Origin of the sequence: Pedobacter jamesrossensis, assembly GCF_042650905.1 — a bacterium.
Classification (GTDB): Bacteria; Bacteroidota; Bacteroidia; order Sphingobacteriales; family Sphingobacteriaceae; genus Pedobacter; species Pedobacter jamesrossensis.
Map to the genome: position 1 here is coordinate 48545 of NZ_JBHSBY010000004.1, position 21221 is coordinate 69765.

Annotated in this window: 25 protein-coding genes; 21 read left to right on the top strand and 4 right to left on the bottom strand. The window is 33.0% G+C overall.

Annotated features, from left to right (window positions below; all coding sequences use genetic code 11):
• Positions 1–13 precede the first annotated feature (13 nt).
• From ACFOUY_RS00345 to ACFOUY_RS00415, 15 genes are all read left to right on the top strand, one after another.
• A complete protein-coding gene (locus ACFOUY_RS00345) occupies positions 14–1237 on the top strand; it encodes a quinol:cytochrome C oxidoreductase (protein WP_378958456.1) in 1224 nt (407 codons plus the stop codon).
• A 67-nt stretch (positions 1238–1304) separates the two neighbouring features.
• Positions 1305–2537: a cytochrome c oxidase subunit II gene (locus tag ACFOUY_RS00350; RefSeq protein ID WP_378958457.1), complete on the top strand. Its 1233-nt coding sequence runs from the start codon at positions 1305–1307 to the stop codon at positions 2535–2537.
• Positions 2538–2560: 23 nt separating this feature from the next.
• On the top strand, positions 2561–4441 hold the full coding sequence (locus ACFOUY_RS00355) for a cytochrome c oxidase subunit I (protein ID WP_378958458.1): 1881 nt from the start codon (positions 2561–2563) through the stop codon (positions 4439–4441).
• Between the two features lie 81 nt (positions 4442–4522).
• The gene (locus ACFOUY_RS00360; RefSeq protein WP_378958459.1) at positions 4523–5578 is read left to right on the top strand and encodes a COX15/CtaA family protein; all 1056 of its coding nucleotides are present in this window, start codon (positions 4523–4525) and stop codon (positions 5576–5578) included.
• 11 nt (positions 5579–5589) lie between these two features.
• Positions 5590–6498: a heme o synthase gene (cyoE, locus tag ACFOUY_RS00365; RefSeq protein WP_378958460.1), complete on the top strand. Its 909-nt coding sequence runs from the start codon at positions 5590–5592 to the stop codon at positions 6496–6498.
• A gap of 18 nt (positions 6499–6516) precedes the next feature.
• The gene (locus ACFOUY_RS00370; protein ID WP_378958461.1) at positions 6517–7083 is read left to right on the top strand and encodes a cytochrome c oxidase subunit 3; all 567 of its coding nucleotides are present in this window, start codon (positions 6517–6519) and stop codon (positions 7081–7083) included.
• A 31-nt stretch (positions 7084–7114) separates the two neighbouring features.
• Entirely contained in the window at positions 7115–7822 is a 708-nt protein-coding gene (locus ACFOUY_RS00375) for a cytochrome c oxidase subunit 3 (protein ID WP_378958462.1), read from the top strand.
• A 20-nt stretch (positions 7823–7842) separates the two neighbouring features.
• A complete protein-coding gene (locus ACFOUY_RS00380) occupies positions 7843–8190 on the top strand; it encodes a cytochrome C oxidase subunit IV family protein (protein ID WP_378958463.1) in 348 nt (115 codons plus the stop codon).
• Complete coding sequence (locus ACFOUY_RS00385; RefSeq protein WP_378958464.1) at positions 8190–8888, top strand: SCO family protein; 699 nt, start codon at positions 8190–8192, stop codon at positions 8886–8888. Before ACFOUY_RS00380 ends, ACFOUY_RS00385 begins: the two co-directional genes overlap by 1 nt.
• Before the next feature lie 50 nt (positions 8889–8938).
• Positions 8939–9481, top strand: a complete 543-nt coding sequence (locus ACFOUY_RS00390; RefSeq protein WP_378958465.1) for a DUF420 domain-containing protein — start codon at positions 8939–8941, stop codon at positions 9479–9481.
• An 89-nt stretch (positions 9482–9570) separates the two neighbouring features.
• Positions 9571–9843: a hypothetical protein gene (locus ACFOUY_RS00395; protein WP_378958466.1), complete on the top strand. Its 273-nt coding sequence runs from the start codon at positions 9571–9573 to the stop codon at positions 9841–9843.
• Positions 9844–9847: 4 nt separating this feature from the next.
• Entirely contained in the window at positions 9848–10246 is a 399-nt protein-coding gene (locus tag ACFOUY_RS00400; RefSeq protein ID WP_378958467.1) for a DUF983 domain-containing protein, read from the top strand.
• Between the two features lie 46 nt (positions 10247–10292).
• Positions 10293–10955: a DUF2461 domain-containing protein gene (locus ACFOUY_RS00405; RefSeq protein ID WP_378958468.1), complete on the top strand. Its 663-nt coding sequence runs from the start codon at positions 10293–10295 to the stop codon at positions 10953–10955.
• Positions 10956–11009: 54 nt separating this feature from the next.
• Positions 11010–11849: an OmpA/MotB family protein gene (locus tag ACFOUY_RS00410; protein WP_378958469.1), complete on the top strand. Its 840-nt coding sequence runs from the start codon at positions 11010–11012 to the stop codon at positions 11847–11849.
• A 144-nt stretch (positions 11850–11993) separates the two neighbouring features.
• On the top strand, positions 11994–14786 hold the full coding sequence (locus tag ACFOUY_RS00415; RefSeq protein WP_378958470.1) for a lantibiotic dehydratase: 2793 nt from the start codon (positions 11994–11996) through the stop codon (positions 14784–14786).
• A gap of 22 nt (positions 14787–14808) precedes the next feature.
• Here ACFOUY_RS00415 and ACFOUY_RS00420 read toward each other — a convergent pair whose 3' ends face one another.
• Positions 14809–15921, bottom strand: a complete 1113-nt coding sequence (locus tag ACFOUY_RS00420; protein WP_378958471.1) for a sensor histidine kinase — start codon at positions 15919–15921, stop codon at positions 14809–14811.
• A 134-nt stretch (positions 15922–16055) separates the two neighbouring features.
• On the opposite strand from ACFOUY_RS00420, the gene ACFOUY_RS00425 reads away from it, so the two are divergent.
• Genes ACFOUY_RS00425 through ACFOUY_RS00445 form a run of 5 tightly spaced genes read left to right on the top strand, consistent with a single transcriptional unit; the run spans position 16056 to position 16810 of the window.
• A complete protein-coding gene (locus ACFOUY_RS00425; protein ID WP_378958472.1) occupies positions 16056–16202 on the top strand; it encodes a hypothetical protein in 147 nt (48 codons plus the stop codon).
• Between the two features lie 5 nt (positions 16203–16207).
• Positions 16208–16354: a hypothetical protein gene (locus ACFOUY_RS00430; protein WP_378958472.1), complete on the top strand. Its 147-nt coding sequence runs from the start codon at positions 16208–16210 to the stop codon at positions 16352–16354.
• 5 nt (positions 16355–16359) lie between these two features.
• Positions 16360–16506: a hypothetical protein gene (locus ACFOUY_RS00435; protein ID WP_378958472.1), complete on the top strand. Its 147-nt coding sequence runs from the start codon at positions 16360–16362 to the stop codon at positions 16504–16506.
• Positions 16507–16511: 5 nt separating this feature from the next.
• A complete protein-coding gene (locus ACFOUY_RS00440; protein ID WP_378958472.1) occupies positions 16512–16658 on the top strand; it encodes a hypothetical protein in 147 nt (48 codons plus the stop codon).
• Positions 16659–16663: 5 nt separating this feature from the next.
• A complete protein-coding gene (locus ACFOUY_RS00445; RefSeq protein ID WP_378958472.1) occupies positions 16664–16810 on the top strand; it encodes a hypothetical protein in 147 nt (48 codons plus the stop codon).
• A gap of 200 nt (positions 16811–17010) precedes the next feature.
• On the opposite strand, the gene ACFOUY_RS00450 is transcribed toward ACFOUY_RS00445, so the two are convergent.
• Complete coding sequence (locus ACFOUY_RS00450; protein WP_269417051.1) at positions 17011–17751, bottom strand: LytR/AlgR family response regulator transcription factor; 741 nt, start codon at positions 17749–17751, stop codon at positions 17011–17013.
• Positions 17752–18146: 395 nt separating this feature from the next.
• Here ACFOUY_RS00450 and ACFOUY_RS00455 point away from each other — a divergent pair, with 395 nt between their 5' ends.
• Complete coding sequence (locus ACFOUY_RS00455; RefSeq protein ID WP_378958473.1) at positions 18147–18641, top strand: type I restriction endonuclease; 495 nt, start codon at positions 18147–18149, stop codon at positions 18639–18641.
• A 124-nt stretch (positions 18642–18765) separates the two neighbouring features.
• Here the strand turns inward: ACFOUY_RS00455 and htpG are convergent, their stop codons facing one another.
• Positions 18766–20652 (bottom strand): molecular chaperone HtpG, encoded by a 1887-nt coding sequence (gene htpG, locus ACFOUY_RS00460; protein WP_378958474.1) that lies wholly within the window; start codon positions 20650–20652, stop codon positions 18766–18768.
• A gap of 154 nt (positions 20653–20806) precedes the next feature.
• Positions 20807–21196, bottom strand: coding sequence for a response regulator (locus ACFOUY_RS00465; RefSeq protein ID WP_378958475.1), 390 nt, complete (start codon positions 21194–21196; stop codon positions 20807–20809).
• Positions 21197–21221: the final 25 nt, after the last annotated feature.

A 21221-nucleotide genomic window follows, 5' to 3' on the forward strand; every position in this document is an offset into this window, starting at 1 on the left:
AAGCAGAATATAAATGGGAACTCACAATATTAATTTTAGTGAACAATTTGAGTTTACAGGAAGAGTAAAAACTTTAAGTATAGTTGGTATCGCTTTAGGTATCGCTGCTGTTGCTTATGGTTTCATCGCTGGTGATAAAGTAATGCACGAGCGTACTTTTGCCAACCTGTTGCTTATGGGATATTACTTTGCATGCGTTTGTATGTCAGGTATGTTTTTCCTTGCAATTCAATTTGTAGCTCAGGCAGGATGGTCTGCTTCAATTTTACGTGTACCGCAAGCTATGGCGAAAACATTGCCAATTGCGGCTGTAATACTTGTTGTAATTATTTCTGCGGGTTTATACACACACAACTTATATCACCACTGGAATGCTGAAGGTTTAACAGACCCAAATAGCCCGCACTATGATTCCATAATTGCAGGTAAATCAGTTTTCTTAAATGTACCTTTCTTTTTGGGGAGGCAAGTTGTATTTTTAGGTGTATATAGCATCTTTGCAATGCTTTTTGTTAAACTTTCATATAATGAAGATTTAGCTGGTGGTTTAAATTCATACAGAAAGAGCTTTAAAAATGCTTGTATCTTCCTAGTAATTTACGGTTTTACAACGCCAATTTTTGCTTTCGATACAATTATGTCGCTAGAGGCACATTGGTTCTCAACTATGTTTGGCTGGTATAACTTTGCTGCAATGTGGGTTAGTAGTTTAGCCACTATCGCTATTATTCTTATCTTATTAAGAAGAGCAGGTTACATGCAATGGGTTAATAATAGCCATTTACACAACTTAGGTCAGTTTATTTTTGGTTTCTCTATCTTCTGGACTTATGTATGGTTCGCACAGTTCTTATTAATTTACTATGCAAACATGCCAGAAGAAACTGTTTATTTTTACAGACGCTTTGAATATTATAAGTTCTGGTTTTTCTTAAACCTTGCAATGAACTTCTTAGCTCCTGTATTATTATTAATGGATAGAGATAACAAAAGAACAGATGCTAAATTATTATTTGTATCTATAGTTGTATTACTAGGTCACTGGGTAGATTATTACCAAATGATTATGCCTGGTGCAGTAGAAGATGGTCATAACGGTTTCGGAATTGTTGAAATTGGTACTGCTATAGGTTTTGTAGGATTGTTTACCTTTACGGTTTTAACAGCACTTAGTAAAAAGCCTTTAATTGCAAAAAATCACCCTTTATTACAAGAGAGTTTGCATCATCAGCTTTAATTGATGATTTTATAAAAGCGAATATTTTAATTATTATATAGAAGTACAGCGTACTACTTTTAAGAAAATGAGTTTAAGAAAGTTTATCACGAATAAAACGACCGCAGCTTTAGCAGTATTACTTACTGTTTTTGCAAACACGAGCGTATTTGCTCAAGATGCAGCAGCAGGAGCTGCCGCGGCAACAAAAGTTGATATGGGCGAGGTTTATAAATCAGTAATATTTTATATACTGATATTCCTTGCTGTATGTTTATTCATTGCTATTATTGGGAAATCAATAAGAGTTTACGAATTAAGCCGCGAAGCACAAGGCAAACCAGTAGGTATTAACTGGAACAGAGTAAATGCAAGTTTATTTGCATTGTTCCTTGTTTTAGGTTTATATGGTGTGTATTGGGAATATACGGTTCATGGTTCAATGCTACTGCCAGATGCGGCATCTGTGCATGGAAAGCGTATTGATGAAATGTTTAACCTAACATTAATCATCACTACAATCGTTTTCATTGCAACACATATTTTATTGTTCGGATTTTCTTATTTATATAAATATTCATCAAAAAGAAAAGCCTATTATTACCCACACAATAATACAATTGAAAAAATATGGACTATTGTTCCGGCACTAGTTTTAACTGTATTGGTGTTAATGGGCTTTTTAACCTGGAGATCTATTTTTTACAAAGTAGATGACCCTAAAAATATGCCTATTCAAATCGAAGTTACTTCAGAGCAATTTAAATGGTCTATCCGTTATGCAGGAGCTGATGGTGTTGTAGGTCATAAAAATTACAAGTTAACCACTGCTACAAATACTTTAGGTATCGATTTTAAAGATATTCAATCTCGTGATGACCAAATGGCGGATGAGATGGTTATTCCAGTAGGTAAACCAATTAAACTTCTTTTAACAAGTAAAGATGTTATTCACAGTTTTTACATGCCACATTTCAGGGTTCAATTGAATACTGTTCCTGGTATGCAAACGATTTTCGAATTTACGCCAACGATCACAACTGCAGAGATGCAACAAAAAACAAATGATCCAAACTTTAATTATCTTTTCTATTGTGCTAAGATTTGTGGTTCAGGTCACTACAACATGCAAAAAGTTGTACGTGTAGTTTCGGAGGCTGAATACAAAACTTGGTTAGCTGAACAAAAAACGTATTTAAACGACGATTTAAGAAAACAATTTAATTTGCCGGTTGCACCGTCTGCTGTTAAAGCAGAAGCAGATTCAACAGCTACAGATACTGCAGCAGTGAAAACAAACCAAATGGCTTTAAATAAATAATATACCGAAGAGCGAAAAGAATTATGTCAACAATAGCATTACACGACGAACACAATCACGATCACGCTGATCACGGACACCATAAGGAGACGTTAATCTCGAAGTACATCTTCAGTATGGACCATAAAATGATTGCTAAGCAATTTTTGATAACTGGTATTATTATGGCGGTTATTGCAATGGGCTTATCTATTTTATTCCGTATTCAATTAGCTTGGCCGGATAAAAACTTTCCATTCTTAGAGACATTTTTAGGTAAATGGGCTGAAGGTGGTCGTATTAAATCAGATTTCTATCTTGCATTGGTAACCATTCACGGTACCATCATGGTATTCTTTGTATTAACCGCAGGATTAAGTGGTACATTTAGTAACTTATTAATTCCTTTACAGATAGGGGCAAGAGATATGGCATCGCCATTTCTGAATATGCTTTCGTACTGGTTCTTCTTTACTGCTTGTGTAGTTATGATGGCTTCATTTTTCATCCAAACGGGTCCTGCATCTGGTGGATGGACAGTTTACCCGCCTTTATCGGCACTTCCAACAGCTATACCGGGCTCAGGAATGGGCATGACGATGTGGTTAATTAGTATGGTGCTTTTTGTTGCGTCGTCATTAATGGGTGGTATTAACTATGTAAGTACAATCTTAAACATGCGTACTAAGGGCATGGATTTATGGAAAATGCCTTTAACCATCTGGGCGTTTTTCTTAACGGCTATTTTAGGTATTTTATCATTCCCAGTATTAGTTGCAGGTGTGGTGTTATTGGTATTTGATAGAAGTTTCGGAACAAGTTTCTATCTTTCAGATATCGTAATGGGTACAAACATTTTACCTAACGAAGGTGGTTCTCCAATTTTATGGCAACACTTATTCTGGTTCTTAGGTCACCCTGAGGTATATATTGTAATTATGCCTGCTTTAGGTATTTCATCTGAGGTAATTTCTGTAAACTCACGTAAACCAATCTTTGGTTACCATGCTATGGTTTATTCGTTAATTGGTATTACCGTACTTTCGTTCATCGTTTGGGGTCACCATATGTTTGTAACGGGTATGAACCCTTTATTGGGTGGTGTATTTATGATTACCACTTTGATTATTGCAGTACCGTCAGCAGTAAAAACATTTAACTATTTGGCAACTTTGTGGAGAGGAAACATTCGTTTTACTCCAGCAATGTTATTTGCTATAGGTTTAGTGTCGTTCTTTATCTCAGGTGGTTTAACTGGTTTATTCTTAGGTAATGCTTCATTAGATATTAATTTACACGATACATATTTTGTTGTAGCTCACTTTCACTTAGTAATGGGTTCTGCGGCAATATTTGGTATGCTTGCTGGTGTTTATCACTGGTTCCCTAAAATGTTCGGTAGAATGATGAATGCAAAATTGGGTTATCTGCACTTCTGGTTAACTTTCATTGCAGCTTATTTAGTTTTCTTCCCATTACACTTTTTAGGTTTAGATGGTGTTCCACGTCGTTACTATGCTTTCACTGAATTCGAATTCATGAAAAAATGGTTAACAGTAAACGTGTTTGTAACTTGGGCAGCTATTATTGCGGCACTTGCACAGGTTGCTTTCCTTTTCAACTTCTTTTATTCAATCTTCAAAGGTAAAGTATCACCTCAAAATCCATGGGAATCTAATACTTTAGAGTGGACTGCACCAGTTGAACATCTTCATGGAAACTGGCCAGGAGAGATTCCAACAGTTTACAGATGGCCTTATGACTATAGCAAACCTGGTCATGATGAAGATTTTATACCTCAAACAGTACCTTTCTCTCAAACGATGAGTTCTAATTTGCCTCATGATTTTGAAGGAAATACTGAAGCAGAAAAAATTCAACAAGATTGGGAAATAGCCAATCCTGTTACAGAAAATAAGGGCTAGTAGTATAGCTTTAACAAAATTGTAAAGGGGTATCTGATTAAGTTTCTGCTTATCCGGATACCCTTTTCATCTTAATAGATTATGATCAGCAGATCAGAACAACGTTTTATCAGAATTAATTTTATAACCATTATCATAACGCTATTGGTTATACTTGCTGGCGGTATTGTACGCAGTACTGGATCGGGTATGGGCTGTCCTGATTGGCCGAAATGCTTCGATAGGTATATTCCGCCTACTGATGTATCTCAACTGCCCGCAAACTATAAAGAAAAGTATGTTGCTGGTAGAATTAAGAAGAATGAAAAGTTTGCCAAATACCTCGAAAGCATGGGCAAAAAGGAATTGGCAGATAGTATCAGGCATGATAAAAATATCACAGTTCCTGAAGTGTTTAATCCTGCTAAAACCTGGACTGAATATCTTAATAGATTGGCGGGAGTTTTAGCTGGTATATTTTTATTGCTTACCGCAATTTATTCTTTTGTTTATAAGAAGACAGCTAAAAGAATAATTGTACTTAGTATTCTAAATATATTTGTAGTTGGATATCAGGCATGGTTAGGATCCATTGTTGTATCAACGAATTTGGCTCAATGGGTTGTTACCGTTCACATGCTTTTAGCATTAGTGCTTTTAGCAATCTCAATTTATACTTACAATTACGCAAAACAGTTACATAAAGAACCTTCAGTAATTATGTACCGTATTGCATGGTTAAAAGGGTTTTTGTTTTTCACACTTGCGGTAAGCCTAGCGCAGATTGTATTAGGTACAGAAGTTAGAGAAGCGATTGATGTGATTTCGAAATCTTTATCATTTGGTAGAAATATCTGGGTTGAGAAAGTAGGAGCAGTTTTTAATTACCATAGAGATTTAGCCATTTTGGTGGTTATAACAAATGGAGTGATATATAAAATGGTTATAGATAGATTTAGTGGAAAGGCAGCACCATTATTAACGGCAAGATTTATACTGCTTACTTTGTTAATCCAATTATTAAGCGGATTTGCATTAGCTTATATTTCGTTACCGCCTGTTGCACAAGCATTGCACATATTATTTTCGACAATGCTATTTAGTTTACAGTTTTATTTGTACTTGTTAGTTTATCGTACAAGAACATACAAACAATAATAATAAGAAAGTTGAAACAATTTTTTTCAGATTTTTCTAAGCTAATTAAGTTCAGACTATCTTTTACGGTAGTGTTTTCGGCGTCAATTTCATTTTTAATTGGACAGAAAATGCAGGTAGGAAGAGGGCATATTCCATCTATCGATTGGGGAAATTGGCTGATATTAATTGCAGGTGGTTTTTTAGTAACAGCTGCAGCAAACTGTTTTAATGAAATTATAGAAGTCGACTTGGATAAGTTGATGAGTCGTACAAAAGATAGACCGATGCCAGCTGGTCGAATGACAACCGGACAAGGATTGGTATTGGGTGTTTTTATGGCATTTTTAGGGACTTGGCTACTGGGGCAATTAAACTTAGAAACCGGATTACTTTCTGTATTTTCGATTTTATTGTATGCCTTTGTTTATACACCTTTGAAACGGAAATCGCCTATAGCAGTTTTTGTTGGTGCAATTCCCGGGGCATTGCCTCCACTTATCGGTTATCTGGCTGCATTTGGTAGTTTAAAAGCTGATTTATTTTTAGATATTGATTATAAAATAGCGGTAATATTGTTTTTTATTCAGTTTGTGTGGCAGTTCCCGCATTTTTGGGCAATTGCATGGGTGCTGGATGATGATTATAAAAAGGCAGGTTTTAGATTACTTCCAACAAAGAAAAGAGATAAAACTTCTGCTTTATTTACTTTTGTAAGTACACTGATATTGATTCCCGTAAGTTTATTGCCAACCATTTATGGTTTTGGTGGTTATTACATTGCAGGTGTATCAATAGTTGCAGGTTTAATTTTTAGTTGGCTGGCTTTTAAATTATTGATGAACAGAGAACTTGTTGATGCAAGAAAGGTGATGTTCTGCTCGTTTTTTTACATACCCGCAGTACAGTTGGTATTAATGTTTGATTTTATAGCAAAATAATTATTTATGGTTTTAACAATGGAAAATACAACAGATATATTCGATCCTAAGCCTAAAAAGTTTATAGTATGGCTTTTTGTCGTTTCATCTACCATTATGTTTGGGGGTTTTACCAGTTATTATCTGGTATTTGCTGCATCAAAAGGTAAAGGACATGGATTAGTCCTTCCCGATGCTTTTATTTATAGTACATTACTAATTATAGCCAGTAGTGTTACACTAACATTAGCATCTAGAGCTTTAAGAAAATTAAACTTCGGCTTACAACGTAAAATTCTTTGGTTAACTGTTATTTTAGCTTTCGGTTTTGGCTTTATGCAGTTTGCGGCTTGGGGTAGCATGGTTAAAACAGGTGCTACTTTGGTTGGTAATAACGCTGCAATATCATTTATTTATGTAGTGCCGTTAATGCACTTATTTCATATTATTGCTGGTTTAGGCTTTATTACCAGTAGCTTAGTTGGTAGCTATAAAAATATTCCCTTGGCAAAAAATAAGTTTCGTATGGAAATAACTTCTATTTTTTGGCATTTTATAGATATATTATGGATATATCTGTATGTTTTTTTACTTTTGAACCGTTAAATTTGTTAACAAACTATTATACTATTTCCCAATGAATTCAGTATCACAATTAGATCAAGTTAAAACTGGGCCCTGGAGTGGCGGTCGTTCTCCCTGGTCGGTAGAATATGGTAAAATCATGATGTGGTTTTTCCTATTATCAGATGCTTTTACATTTTCATCTTTTTTAATTTATTACGGCGCTCAGCGTTTTTCAAAATTAACATGGCCTGATCCTGATTTGGTTTTCCAATCAATCCCAGGTATTGTAGATACTGGTGCTCCATTAGTTTTCGTGGGTATTATGACCTTTATTTTGATTATGAGTTCGGTAACTATGGTATTAGCGGTAGAAGCTGGTCATAGAAGATCTAAGAACGAAGTAATAGGCTGGATGATTGCAACCATTATTGGTGGTTTAATGTTCTTAGGCTGTCAGGCTTTAGAGTGGACCCATTTATTCCATGAAGGTTTTGGTTGGGGTAAAATTCCGACAACGGAAACACTACATCACTTATTTACAGGCGATGTTTCACTAATTGCGGCTCAGCAGTTTTCAAACTTATTCTTTACCATTACTGGTTTCCATGGTTTTCACGTATTTACGGGTGTTTTGATTAACATTATTATATTAATCATGACTATTAACGGTACGTTTGAAAAAAGAGGTCATTATTTAATGGTAGAAAAAGTTGGTTTATACTGGCACTTCGTAGATTTAGTATGGGTGTTTGTATTTACATTCTTCTATTTGGTTTAATTCATTTATAAAATATTATTATGTCAGAACACGCACATACAACAGAAGGTCATGATGAGCATGGCGGTTTAACTAAAGGAAAAATTTGGAAGGTTTTTGGTATATTATTACTAATTACTATTGTTGAGTTTATTATTGCGCTTTGGGTTTTACCAAATCATTATATGTCTCATACCGTAGGTAACTTTGCTTATATAGCTTTAACATTAGTAAAAGCATTTTATATTGTCGCTTATTTCATGCACTTAAAATATGAGAAGCTTGGATTGCAGCTTTCGCTAACGGTAACATTTATCTTTATAATATACTTTTTAGTTCTAATGCTAATCGAAGGTGGTTTTATATTCCACCATTCCCCTAATTTTTAATGAAATCCTTTTCAATAAAAAAAACATTAATCCTGGTAAGCATATTAGCTATACCAGGATTTTTGTTTTTTTACCTGCTACCAAAATTCGCGAAAAACAGATATAAAAGTTTACCTATTTACGGTGAGAAGATTGTTGCAAAGACTTTCCATTCTGTTAAGGGGAAACAAATTCCTGATACAATTTATCACCTGGTGCCGGATTTTAGTTTTGTGAATCAAGAAAATGAAACCATTAACTGGATTGCACTAAAAGGAAAAATAGTGGTGTTAAATCTTTTTTACAAGGATAGTCCGTTAAGAGACGTTAATAAGAACATTAAAAATATTGCTGATGGATACCAAAAAAATCCATTAATTAGATTTTTAAGCCTTTCGGTAAACCCGCTCGATAATCCTTCGAATTTAAAAGAAACAGCGTCTTCTTTAGAAGCAAAGAGTGGAAAATGGGATATTTTAAGTGGAGATAGCATTAAAACTTATCCGTTCATTCGTCAGGGATTATTATTAGATATGATAGCACATGAAGATGATGGAAAAACTAAATTTATCTATGGAAATAAAATTGTGCTTTTAGATAATCAACATAGAATTAGAGGTTATTATGAAGCGACAAATCCAGATGCTCTAGCCAAACTCGATGATGAAATCAAAGTGCTTGTTGCAGAAGAATTAAGGAATTTAAAAGACGGCAGGTAAATCTAAATTACAATAACATTCAATATTAATTCCAAAAGATTATTTATTTCATGGAAAAAAGTTCATTAGAAAAAAAATATAGCAAGTGGATAATTTTATTGTCCATTGTAATCCCTGTAGCGGTTGCTGTGCTTTTTCTTGTTAAGTTAAAAGATTTAGGCTTTGATGTAAGTCCGCTACCTTTTTTGCCACCAATTTATGCGACAATTAATGCTATAACGGCAATTTTATTAGTTGTTGCAGTTTGGGCAATTAAAAATGGAAAAGTTCAGTTGCATCAAAATTTAATGAAAACGGCCATTGGTTGCTCTTTGTTGTTTTTAGTAATGTATATAGCTTATCACATGACTACACCTTCTACTAAATTTGGAGGAGATGGAACGATAAAATATGTTTACTTTTTTATTTTACTTACTCATATTCTTCTTTCAATTGCAATAATACCTTTGGTGTTAATTACTTATGTAAGGGCATTGGCCGAACGATTTGATAGGCATAGAAAAATTGCCCGAATAACCTTTCCATTATGGCTTTACGTAGCCATTACTGGAGTTGTGGTTTATTTAATGATTTCACCTTATTATCAATATTAGAATTATAGGAAAGCTCAATTTTAAAATCGAGCTTTTTTTATGACACAATTTTTAAACCCTTCAATCCGTTTATCCGTATATTTGTTGTGATGAAGAAAAAAGCATTTTTTATCCTATTAATGTTCGCATTAATTTTTGTGATTTCGCCAAAAGTCAAGGCCCAATGTGCAATGTGTACAATTAACGCTGAGCAGGGTGTGAAAAATGGCAATACTCAAGCTGCAGGTTTAAATACAGGCGTTATATATTTATTGGTTATTCCTTATTTATTAGCTACAGTTGTTGGTATAATTTGGTATAAAAAATATCGCAAGAAAAATATTCATCTGAATATGAAATCAGATTCTATTAATATGAATTAAAATCATGTCTGAAAAAACTTCGAAGCTTTATGCAATAGTGCATGGTAAATGTGCGCATTGTAGAAGGGGAAATATTTTTACAGGTAGCATGTATGGTTTTAATATCCAACATACTAAAGAAATTTGTAGTCACTGTGCCCAGAGAATCGAAATAGAGCCAGGTTATTTTTATGCTGCAATGTATGTTAGCTACGCAATGAATGTAATTGAAATGCTAACGGTTAGTTTTATAACCTACTTATTTGTTGGTTCTCTAGATGATAATACATTCTGGACTTACCTCATCTCGATTTTTGCTGGTTGCTTCATCCTGTACCCTTTTAACTATCGATATTCCAGAATGATTTTACTTCATGTTTTATCTCCAAATATAAAATATAAGCCATACTACGATAATCCTTAATTCTTATTAAGCTAAAAGCTTTATATTATTTAATCAAGATTAAAGCATGTTAAAAAGAGATACCCTCGGTTTTATTAAAGAAGTTGCCGAAAACAATAATAGAGAATGGTTTGCCGAAAATAAGCAGAAGTATGAAGATACAAAAGCAAATGTTTTAGAATTACTAACTTCAATTATTCCTGAACTTTCTAAAATTGACCCACTTATTTCTGCTGAATTAGATCCTAAAAAATGTTTGCTGCGAATATATCGGGATGTACGTTTCAGTAAAAACAAAGATCCATATAAAAATAATTTTGGTATATGGTTTTCATCTAAAAGTAAGGGAGGAAATGAACCAGGTTATTATCTGCATATTCAACCAGGGAAAAGTTTTATTGCCGGTGGGTATTGGATGCCAGAGGCTTCACATTTAAAGCTTATACGCCAGGAAATAGATTACAATATCGGCGATTTTAAAGAAATCATTAATAATAAGGATTTTAAAAAAGATTTCAATTTTGGAAGTGGCGCTACCTTAAAAAATGCACCAAAAGGTTATGATCCTGCCGATCCGAATATTGAATACTTAAAGCTTAAAAGTTTTGAGGCGGTAATGGAATTACAAGATGAAGAGTTTTTTAAGCCAACTATCGTTAATAAGTTAGTAAGTTCTTTTAAAACGGTTAGTCCATTAGTTGCATTTTTACGAAATGCTATTGAGCAATAACACTTATTTCACCACATCAAATTTTATTTTGATACAAATACTTTATAACATAAAATGAAAAATATCTTTTTAGCCTTTGCAATCTTCCTATTTGCTACATCCCTCACATCTTGCGTAGTTCTGTCGCCTAAGAAATATAAAGCCTTATTGGGTACAAAGGATTCTTTGTATACGGCTTTTAACGAAGGTTTAATTAAAATAGAAAACTTAGAAGATGAAGTTAAGAAACTGAAAAAAGATACAACGCTATTAGGCGAAGATCTTCGTGATATGCAAAGTCGCTTTAGTGATGTAAATGCAAATTATAATAAACTTAAAAACAATAGTTCTACAGAAATTTCAAAACTTTCTGGAGATTTAGCTGCTCGCGAGAAAAGATTGAAAGAAGTTGAAGAAGTACTACGTAAAAGAGATGAAGCGACTAATCAATTAAAGGAAAAGCTTCAGCAAGCATTGTTAGGTTTCACTAAGAGTGGCTTAACTGTCGAAATTAAAAACGGTAAAGTTTACGTTTCACTTATGGATAAACTTTTGTTTCCATCAGGCAGTATAATTATTGATGAAAATGGTAAAAAGGCACTTGCTCAATTAGCAAAGGTTTTAAAAGAGCAGCCAGAAATTAACATTGCGGTAGAAGGACACACAGATAATCAAAAAGTAAATAATCTTGGCCAAATTAAAGATAACTGGGATTTAAGTGTTTTGCGTTCTACTTCTGTTGTGCGTTACCTTACCGAAATTGAAAAAGTAGAAAGTGTTAGAATGACGGCAACTGGCAAAGGAGAATTTCAACCTTTAGGCGCAAATTCTAGTGCAGAAGGAAGAAGTAAAAACAGAAGAATTGAAATTGTACTTTCACCGAAATTGGATGAATTATATAATTTGATAAAATAAAATATTTAAGTTTATTCTAAGCCTTGTGAAGAAATTTGCAAGGCTTTTTTTGTTATTGTGGAGTCCTGATTTTACTTTAACTTTAGTATGGTTATTTCTAAGTATTAAATTAAATCTTTGTAATTTTCGCCTTCAATTTCTTGCATGAAAGTAAACATATACCCGAGCTTAATTTTTAGAACGCCTAAATTTTCATATCAGTCTGAACTTTATGATTGTTGGGAGGAGCTTAAAGCTGCAATTGCGATATCATCTGATGCTTTTTATCAAACAATTAAGGACGCAAAAGCAGATGAATTGAATTTACTGCCTCCAAAAGTATTTTTTACTATTTGGAAATATTATAACAGAGCGAAATTTCGGTCTACACCTTACGGTACTTTTGCTGGTTTTAGTATCCTAAAAGATGCTTTAAGTAATAATGAAACTGAAATTAAAGTAGAACAAGAGCAAATAGTACATCATTTTATTGATTGGCCATATAAAAACAAACTCGATTTTTCTTTGCCAGAATTACTCAATAATAACTGTTTACTTTTTACAAACAGTAGTTATTATTTCACTACAACTAGCATAAGATATATTGCCTGTACGGATGGTTTGTTTGAACTTGCCGAAATTGACAAGGATGATTTTGTGCTTCAAATTCTTGAAAGTTGTGTACAACCGATTAGTTTTAATAGTTTAATTGAGAAGCTTGATGTATCCGAAGAAAGCAAAAACGCAGTTATTTCTTTAATAGAAGATATGTTGTCGCTACAACTTCTATTAAGCGACCACGATCCAAATATTATAGGTGAGGATTATTTTAAACGCATCAATATTCAGCCTGCTCTTGGGGTTAATGAATATTTAATTGCCGAAAGAAAAGCTATATCAGGCGGTATTGATGAAAAATTGTTCCAGGCTGTGCCGGGATTAATAAATTTAATGCAGCATATTTTGCCAGTTGATAGTCGGGATGCGCTTAAAGAATTCATCAATAAATTCAGGAAAAAATTTGAGCAAAAGGAAATTCCTTTATCAATGGCTTTAGATCCTGAAATGGGAATTGGTTATGATGAATTAGAACAGGCAGGACAAGGCGATGATTTTATAGCTCAATTTTACGGGAAACAAAATAAAAAGGCTGAAAGCCTTAGCGATAAATTAAAAGACAATTTTAAAAATATTGTTAATAATGGTTCTTTTATTTCAAAGGATGTAATTCGTTTAGATAAGCTTGGTATTCAATTAGAAAATAAACCAGCAGTAATTCCAAATTCTTTTAGCATGTTAATGTCTGTTTCTGATGATTTAATATGTGTTGATCAAACTGGTGGAAGCACTGCAAATGCATTAAGCGGACGCTTTACCATGGCAAGTGATGGCGTTTACCAACATTGTAAAAGTATATCAATGATTGAACAGGAAGCAAATCCTGATGTTTTGTTTGTTGATGTTGCTTACATGGTAGAAACCAATGTCGATAATATCAACCGAAGAAAACTCGTATACGATAATCAATTATCTATACTAAATTTCGATACTTCTGAGCATCCACTTACTTTGGATGATATTATGCTTTCTGTGCAAGGAAGTGAGGTAATTCTGCGGTCGAAAAAATTGAATAAAAGAATTGTTCCCAGAATGGCCTCCGCTTATAATTATTCAAGATCTGATTTATCCGTATTCAGGTTGCTTTGCGATTTACAACATCAAAATATTCAAACAAATCTTTCGCTATTTATAGAAACATTATACCCTAAACTACCTTATTACCCTAGAATTCAATATCAGAATATTGTTTTATCTCAACGTAAATGGCAAATAAAGAAAGAAGATATCGTCTTATTAGATGTTGCTGATTGCAGAAAATATTTAAAAGAGATTGGCATTGGGAAATATTTTAAAGCGGGCCTTTCAGATCAAACTTTATGTTTTGAAACTGAAAATGATTCGGATCTGAAGGCATTTCTTCTTTATATGCAAAAGCAGACTAAAATTTATTTAGAGGAAGTTCTTATCCCGGAAAAAAGTGCTGTTGTAGATGATGAAGAAAGGCCATATTTAGCACAATTTATTCTGAATATTTACCATAAAGAAAAAATTTACAATAGATTTAATAAATCGGCAAGTAACGAATCTTTAGTAAAACAATATTTTTTGCCTGGTGATGAATGGCTGTATTTTGAGATCTATTCCCATCAACAACGGTCTGATTCTTTACTTGCGGGACCGATAGCATATTTTTTAAATGCCCATGCCAGCCAGATTAAATCATGGTTTTTTATTCGTTACAATGAAAATGGGTATCATTTAAGATTTAGAGTTTTGTTAATCGATAAAAAAGATGGGCAAGCACTTACAGAAGCTTTTTCAGCATATTTGGATCAAGATATGGCTGCAGGTTTGGTTTCTGATTTACAACTAAAAACTTACAAACGAGAAACTCAGCGTTATGGAAATGATTTAATTGAGGCCGTTGAAGAGCATTTTTCAACAGATAGTGAATATGTTTTATCACTTCTCGAAACTTATCCTGATGCAATTAGTAAATATAAGTTTTGTGCAGATTTTGTTGAATTAATACAAAACAGCGGGTTATTGGATAGCAAAAGCTTTGTTGATCTCGTTAGAATGATGTCTGATTCATTCAATTTAGAACACAATCTAGAAGCAAGCGATTTTAAAAAGTTAAATACGCAGTACCAGGTCTACAAAAAATCTGATTATGCGGAATTAAACCTTATACAACAAAGTGCTTTTAATTCGTTTTCCAGCTCATTTGTAAATATTTTGAACGTTGGTGATACTGAAAAAAAAGTGCAGCTTTTTAGTGATTTATTTCATATGCACGTTAATCGCTTATTTAATAAAGATCAACGTACACATGAGATGGTTATTTACTATTTTCTATTAAAGGATGTGCAACGCCGAAATGCAATGCAAAAATAGTAAGTTCATCAATAGGCTACACTTAATTTAAGCCAGCCATTGGATTATCTATATCTACTTTTATTTCTGTGAAGTATCTGTTAAGCGGGTCTTTATAGAATTTAAACGAGTATTTATCTTTATAGAAGTTGTTTAAACGTTTATCTATATTTTCTATACCAACGTGATGGCTGTCTGCTTCTCTTTTTTTGACCTCATTAACCATGTTAATAGTGGTTATACTTAAGCTAGTTTTGTCGTAATTAATTTCTACGATAGATGGTTGTGTAGAATGTGCAATATTTCCATGTTTAAACATGTTTTCTACCAATGTTAGCAATATTAGTGGAGGGAAACGAAGCCCAAATAAATCTCCATTTACGGATAAGTCAAAATTAATGGTATTTGCAGTACGAAGCTTATGAAGATTAATTAAATGTTCAATCTGTTCTACTTCCTCACTTAAAGGAACTAATTCTGAGGCTTCTGGACGCTTTAATGCATAGCGCATCATCTCCGATAGGTTCATGATCGCATCAGCTGCCAATGGCGCTTTCTTTCTTGCGTCATTATATATGAAATTAAGCGTGTTAAACAAGAAGTGAGGATTAATCTGACTACGTAAGAAATTATTCTGAGACTGAACCAAATCGTTCTCTAACGCTTGCTTCTCGATTGTGTTAACAAGGTTTTGTTTCTCTAACTGTTGAACTCTTTTTCTTTCCTGTAATGAGTTTAATAAGAATACGTAACCCGTACTAAAGCCAATGAAATATAGGGCCCTCCACACAGTTCTTAATATGTAAACTTCATTGAATACCATTGGATCTGATTTTGGATCGAAGTATATTGTTTTGAACATTAAAAACTCCACGGGGAAAGCAATTAGCATATAGGATAATAATTCGAAAACCAAAAGAGGAATAAATAACCAGTTTTTAAATCTAAAATTCCCATATAATATTTTTTTACTTCCATAGGCATGAAAATAAAATAACCCAATGTTTAGTGCATAATGAAAAAGATAGCCTCCCAAATACCCCCATCTACCAGTTGCGATACCTGTAATAAATACCTCATAAATAATGAAAAAAATCCATGCTTTTATGTGAATGTGATTTCTGTTATACCAGGCTTTTAATTTAAGAATGTTCATTTAAATGGGTTTTATCTACTGAAACAGGGGTTTTATCTGTGAAAATAGTGGGTTTGTGTAAAAATTTCGACTTGGCTTATTTTTCGCCGCACCTTTACATCAGTTAATCGAAACAAAAATAAAATATTAATAATATGAAAACTCAAAATAATATCAAATTAAAAAAGAACACTGCATTTGTTTATAAAAACGTTAAGGCTCAAAATAACTTCAGCACCGACCCAACTGCAAATACTATTTTAATGACTCAGTCTTCAATGTCTAACATCTTCAATAAATAATCATTATGAAAACTCAAAATAACATCAAATTAAAAAAGAACACTGCATTTGTTTATAAAAACGTTAAGGCTCAAAATAACTTCAGCACTGACCCAACTGCAAATACAATTTTAATGACTCAGTCTTCAATGTCAAACATCTTTAACAAGTAATCATTATGAAAACTCAAAATAATATCAAATTAAAAAAGAACACTGCATTTGTTTACAAAAACGTTAAGGCTCAAAATAACTTCAGCACTGACCCAACTGCAAATACAATTTTAATGACTCAGTCTTCAATGTCGAACATCTTTAACAAGTAATCATTATGAAAACTCAAAATAACATCAAATTAAAAAAGAACACTGCATTTGTTTACAAAAACGTTAAGGCTCAAAATAACTTCAGCACTGACCCAACTGCAAATACAATTTTAATGACTCAGTCTTCAATGTCAAACATCTTTAACAAGTAATCATTATGAAAACTCAAAATAACATCAAATTAAAAAAGAACACTGCATTTGTTTATAAAAACGTTAAGGCTCAAAATAACTTCAGCACTGACCCAACTGCAAATACAATTTTAATGACCCAGTCTTCAATGTCTAATATCTTCAACAAATAATTTTTTAAATCATTGATTATTAAAAATCAATAATTTTTGATAAATAGCACTATGAAAATCCAATATCTTAGTAATTTAAAAAAGAATACTGTTTTTGTTTACAAAAACGTTAAAGGACAGAATTTTTTCAGCACAGATCCAACTGCAAATACAATCTTGATGACTCAGTCTTCAATGTCAAATATCTTCAACAAGTAGTACTAACTTCTACCCGATTTTAATAAGCTACTTTGTATATAGGCGAAAAAAGCTTCTTTATAGCCTTCTCCAATCTGAATCATTTCGTTATTTACCAGTCTAATAATATTGCCATCAACCTTTTTAATGGCTGCTTTAGCAACGATATTTGATTTGTTAACACGAATAAAAGCGTGATTCTCTAAAGCCTTTTCAATTTCCTTTAATGTAAGATATGTTGTGTTGGTTTCGGTTTTTGTAATTATTTGAATGTAATTCTGCAAAGCCCTGATATATAAGATATCATCAATCAAAATATTCGAGAAAGCATATTTGTGGTCGCCTTTAATGTAAAGTGCCGCAACCTGATCAGCTTCTTTAGCTGCATTTTTAGCATTATTCGCCTCTTTCTTCAAAATTCTATCAATACCTAACGCAAATTTCGCGAATGAAATTGGTTTGAGCAGATACTGATCTGACTGAACATCAAATGCTTGTAAAGCATAATCTGGGTGGGCAGTAGTGAAAATAAGGTATTTAGCTTTTTCCCTGATATTTTTTGCCAATTCCAATCCATTTATTCCTGGCATGTCAATATCCATGAACAATAAATCAATCTCGTCACCTACGCTAATTTCAGTAAGGGCTTGCACCGGGCTTGTGAAAGTTTTAAACACAGTTAAACCTGGCATCTCCGCTATGTGGTCAGTTAATACCTCAATAGCATGTTGTTCATCGTCAATAACAACGCATTTTAAATTCATGATTTTTACTAAGAGTGTTTGGAATGATTCGCATGCAAGTTAGCTAAAAAAAGAATTCGTTCATCTATATGCATAAAAAATCTTTTTTAGGTTTTGGCATCGAAATCTTAAGGTTTGGTGTAATATTTTGAAAGGTTCATGTAAAAAATTAACTGAGTTTTAATCCTTTTCTAATCTTTATTACTGTTTGCCAAAAACGAATAACTGCAAAGGAATTACATTTTTTTTTATGACTTCTTATCGGTTAAAAAAACATCTATCTATCCGCTGTTTGTATAGTCTGTGAAAGCGAATTAGCAGACCATGCAAACATTGGATTTCGAGATAAATTTAGTAAGATAAATTAGTTTTAGCAAAAATTTACCCATACACAAATACCTAAAAATATATTTACCATGGACCTTAAAGACGAAATCGGACAATTTGCCGTAAGAATTAAGAAAATGCTTCCCCAAGTTCAGTCAGAGGACTTAACTAGAAATGCATTGGTTATGCCTTTTATCCAGATATTAGGCTACGACGTTTTCAATCCATCAGAGGTACAATCGGAAGCTGTTTTAGATTTTGGTGTTAAAAAAAGTAAGAAAGTTGATTATACAATTATGAAAGATGGCGAGCCAGCCATTTTAGTAGAGTGTAAGCACCATGAGGATAGCCTAGATATTCACGATTCACGTTTATCTAAATATTTCCGTAAAACCAAAGCTAAATATGGTTTATTAACCAATGGTTTAGAATACCGTTTTTACACAGAAAAAATGGTTAGAAGCAAAAAAAATCAAGAGCCATTATTTGAATTTAACATAAAGGATACTAAAGCGGCAACTATTGCTAAGCTTTTAGAAGAACATAAAGATTATTTTAACGTTAAACAAAATGTTGCAAGTTAAATTCTGCCAACTCTTTATAACAAAAAAAGTTCTTGATTAAAGTCAAGAACTTTTTTTGTATTTATCCTTAGATTTTTCAAAAAAGAGAACATTTAAGTTCTCTTTTTGAAATTATGAACATTATTTAAATCAATTCAACACTTCTGCTTACAAAAGCAGTAAGCTCAGCACCAGTTAACATACCCTGAGCTAGTAAAGCCAAATCAACAGCTTGCTTAGCTAAATTACTTTGCTCTTCACCTTCGGCTTTTAGTATTTTACTAACTAGTTTATGATTGCCATTAATAGCAACTTTGTAGCTATCAGGCATTTGTCCGTAGAAACCCATTCCGCCACCCATGGCAGCCATATCTTTCATCCGGCGCATAAATTCATCCATAGTAATTGTAACTGGTAACTCATCAGGGTTTAATGCCACAATTTCTACCTGCATACCAGGTTTGGTAATTGCTTTTTGGAAAATTTCAGTCACTTCTTTTACCTGATCTTCGCTTAAAACGTGCTCATTAACCTCGTCTTTTTCAATTAACTTATCCGCTACGCTCGAATCAACACGTTTGATTGATGTTTTTTCTAGTTTTTGCTCTAATTGATTGATGAAATGGTTATCAATTGGCGAATCTAAAACCAAAACATCATAATCTTTTTTATTTGCAGACTGGATAAAAGCATCTTGTTTCGACGCATCGTTAGTGTATAAATAAACTACACTACCGTTCTTATCAGTTTGTAATGGAGCAACTTTCTCTTTGTATTCTGGTAAAGTGAAAAGTTCGTTTTTAGTATTTCCAAGTAAGGCGAAATCTTTAGCTTTATCGTAGAATTTTTCTTCGCTAATCATTCCGTATTTAACAAAAATACCGATGTCTTTCCATTTATCTTCGTAAGCTTTACGGTCTTTAGCAAATAATTCGGCTAATTTATCAGCAACCTTTTTAGTAATATAGTTGTTGATTTTTTTGACATTACTGTCTGCTTGTAAGAAACTACGCGAAACATTTAATGGAATATCTGGCGAATCGATTACCCCATGTAATAACATTAAAAACTCTGGAACAATATCTTTAACTTCGTCCGTAATAAATACCTGGCGAGAGTATAATTTGATTTTGTTGCGTTGCATTTCGAAATCGTTTTTCAATTTCGGGAAATACAATACACCAGTTAAATTAAATGGATAATCTACATTTAAATGAATCCAAAATAAAGGTTCTTCGCTAAACGGATATAATTCGCGGTAAAAGTTTAAATAATCCTCATCTGACAAATCAGCAGGAGCTTTTGTCCAGATTGGATTAGTTGTATTGATGATATTGTCAACTTCTACATCGTTATATTTTGCCTTACCTTCTTCATCAACACCATCTTCAATAGATTGTGTTTTAGTGCCGAATTTAATAGGCACAGGCAAGAATTTGGCATATTTATCAAGAATCTCCTGCAATTTAGATTCTTCTAAAAACTCTTCAGAATCTTTATTAACATGAAGAATAATATCAGTACCGCGAGTTGTTTTTGTACCTTCTGTAATTTCGAATTCTGTACTTCCATCGCAAACCCAACGAGCAGGTTCCGAACCATCCTGGTAAGATAAAGTTTGAATTTCTACTAAATCTGCAACCATAAACGCAGAGTAAAAACCTAAACCGAATTTACCGATGATTTCGTTTGCATCTTTTGCATCTTTAAATTTCTCTACAAACTCACTTGCGCCAGAAAATGCAACCTGGTTGATGTATTTTTTAATCTCTTCAGCAGTCATACCCAAACCATTATCGCTAATGGTAATGGTTTTTGCTTCTTTATCAACAGCAACTTGAACTAAAGGTTGACCAACTTCGCCATTAAACTGACCTAATGAACCTAGTCTTTTGATTTTCTGAACTGCATCTACTGCGTTAGAAACTAACTCACGAAGAAAAATTTCGTTATCAGAGTATAAAAACTTCTTAATTATCGGGAAAATATTTTCGGTATGTATCGATATATTTCCTTTTTCTTGTATGCTCATATGTAAATAATTATTTTAATCTACAACTTGCATAACAAGGCTTGTTCCAAACCGATTTGTTTGACAAAATGACAGTTGCAAAACTGCACTATTTATCAAAACAAAAGCCAGAGATAAACTTCTGGCTCTAGAATATAATTTTATAATACTTTATTTAATTTAAATGAAAGCTAGTATCCTCTTCCAATGATAGAATTTTGCTTATTTTTTTAAGCAAAACATCCATTTGGAAAGGTTTCGATAAGAAATCATCTTGACCATAGTTAAGCGTAGTGAAATCTTTGGGGTCGTATAAACCCGAGATTAGTAAGATTGGAATTTTAGATGTTGCATCTATTGATTTTAATTGCTCACATAATACACGACCATCTATATGTCCCAAAGAAATGTCAAGTAGTATTAAATCAGGTTTAAAACTTTCAATTCTATCGAAAATTTCTTCTCCATTATTTAGAGCTGAAACTTTAAAGCCACCTATTTCAAGTATTAATTGTATGGTTTCTAAAACCTCAATATCATCATCCACAACTAGTATTCTCTTCATATTCTTCGAGCATTTTATATGCTTT

What these genes read in the sequence shown, in the direction of transcription:
- ACFOUY_RS00445 (WP_378958472.1), top strand. Translation starts at nt 16,664, where the DNA reads ATGAAAACTCAAAATAACATCAAATTAAAAAAGAACACTGCATTTGTT.
- ACFOUY_RS00450 (WP_269417051.1), bottom strand. Translation starts at nt 17,751, where the DNA reads ATGAATTTAAAATGCGTTGTTATTGACGATGAACAACATGCTATTGAG.
- ACFOUY_RS00410 (WP_378958469.1), top strand. Translation starts at nt 11,010, where the DNA reads ATGAAAAATATCTTTTTAGCCTTTGCAATCTTCCTATTTGCTACATCC.
- ACFOUY_RS00355 (WP_378958458.1), top strand. Translation starts at nt 2,561, where the DNA reads ATGTCAACAATAGCATTACACGACGAACACAATCACGATCACGCTGAT.
- ACFOUY_RS00360 (WP_378958459.1), top strand. Translation starts at nt 4,523, where the DNA reads ATGATCAGCAGATCAGAACAACGTTTTATCAGAATTAATTTTATAACC.
- ACFOUY_RS00395 (WP_378958466.1), top strand. Translation starts at nt 9,571, where the DNA reads ATGAAGAAAAAAGCATTTTTTATCCTATTAATGTTCGCATTAATTTTT.
- ACFOUY_RS00435 (WP_378958472.1), top strand. Translation starts at nt 16,360, where the DNA reads ATGAAAACTCAAAATAATATCAAATTAAAAAAGAACACTGCATTTGTT.
- ACFOUY_RS00430 (WP_378958472.1), top strand. Translation starts at nt 16,208, where the DNA reads ATGAAAACTCAAAATAACATCAAATTAAAAAAGAACACTGCATTTGTT.
- ACFOUY_RS00465 (WP_378958475.1), bottom strand. Translation starts at nt 21,196, where the DNA reads ATGAAGAGAATACTAGTTGTGGATGATGATATTGAGGTTTTAGAAACC.
- ACFOUY_RS00390 (WP_378958465.1), top strand. Translation starts at nt 8,939, where the DNA reads ATGGAAAAAAGTTCATTAGAAAAAAAATATAGCAAGTGGATAATTTTA.
- ACFOUY_RS00455 (WP_378958473.1), top strand. Translation starts at nt 18,147, where the DNA reads ATGGACCTTAAAGACGAAATCGGACAATTTGCCGTAAGAATTAAGAAA.
- ACFOUY_RS00380 (WP_378958463.1), top strand. Translation starts at nt 7,843, where the DNA reads ATGTCAGAACACGCACATACAACAGAAGGTCATGATGAGCATGGCGGT.
- ACFOUY_RS00385 (WP_378958464.1), top strand. Translation starts at nt 8,190, where the DNA reads ATGAAATCCTTTTCAATAAAAAAAACATTAATCCTGGTAAGCATATTA.
- ACFOUY_RS00405 (WP_378958468.1), top strand. Translation starts at nt 10,293, where the DNA reads ATGTTAAAAAGAGATACCCTCGGTTTTATTAAAGAAGTTGCCGAAAAC.
- ACFOUY_RS00350 (WP_378958457.1), top strand. Translation starts at nt 1,305, where the DNA reads ATGAGTTTAAGAAAGTTTATCACGAATAAAACGACCGCAGCTTTAGCA.
- ACFOUY_RS00375 (WP_378958462.1), top strand. Translation starts at nt 7,115, where the DNA reads ATGAATTCAGTATCACAATTAGATCAAGTTAAAACTGGGCCCTGGAGT.
- ACFOUY_RS00370 (WP_378958461.1), top strand. Translation starts at nt 6,517, where the DNA reads ATGGAAAATACAACAGATATATTCGATCCTAAGCCTAAAAAGTTTATA.
- htpG (WP_378958474.1), bottom strand. Translation starts at nt 20,652, where the DNA reads ATGAGCATACAAGAAAAAGGAAATATATCGATACATACCGAAAATATT.
- ACFOUY_RS00400 (WP_378958467.1), top strand. Translation starts at nt 9,848, where the DNA reads ATGTCTGAAAAAACTTCGAAGCTTTATGCAATAGTGCATGGTAAATGT.
- ACFOUY_RS00420 (WP_378958471.1), bottom strand. Translation starts at nt 15,921, where the DNA reads ATGAACATTCTTAAATTAAAAGCCTGGTATAACAGAAATCACATTCAC.
- ACFOUY_RS00440 (WP_378958472.1), top strand. Translation starts at nt 16,512, where the DNA reads ATGAAAACTCAAAATAACATCAAATTAAAAAAGAACACTGCATTTGTT.
- ACFOUY_RS00345 (WP_378958456.1), top strand. Translation starts at nt 14, where the DNA reads ATGGGAACTCACAATATTAATTTTAGTGAACAATTTGAGTTTACAGGA.
- ACFOUY_RS00415 (WP_378958470.1), top strand. Translation starts at nt 11,994, where the DNA reads ATGAAAGTAAACATATACCCGAGCTTAATTTTTAGAACGCCTAAATTT.
- ACFOUY_RS00425 (WP_378958472.1), top strand. Translation starts at nt 16,056, where the DNA reads ATGAAAACTCAAAATAATATCAAATTAAAAAAGAACACTGCATTTGTT.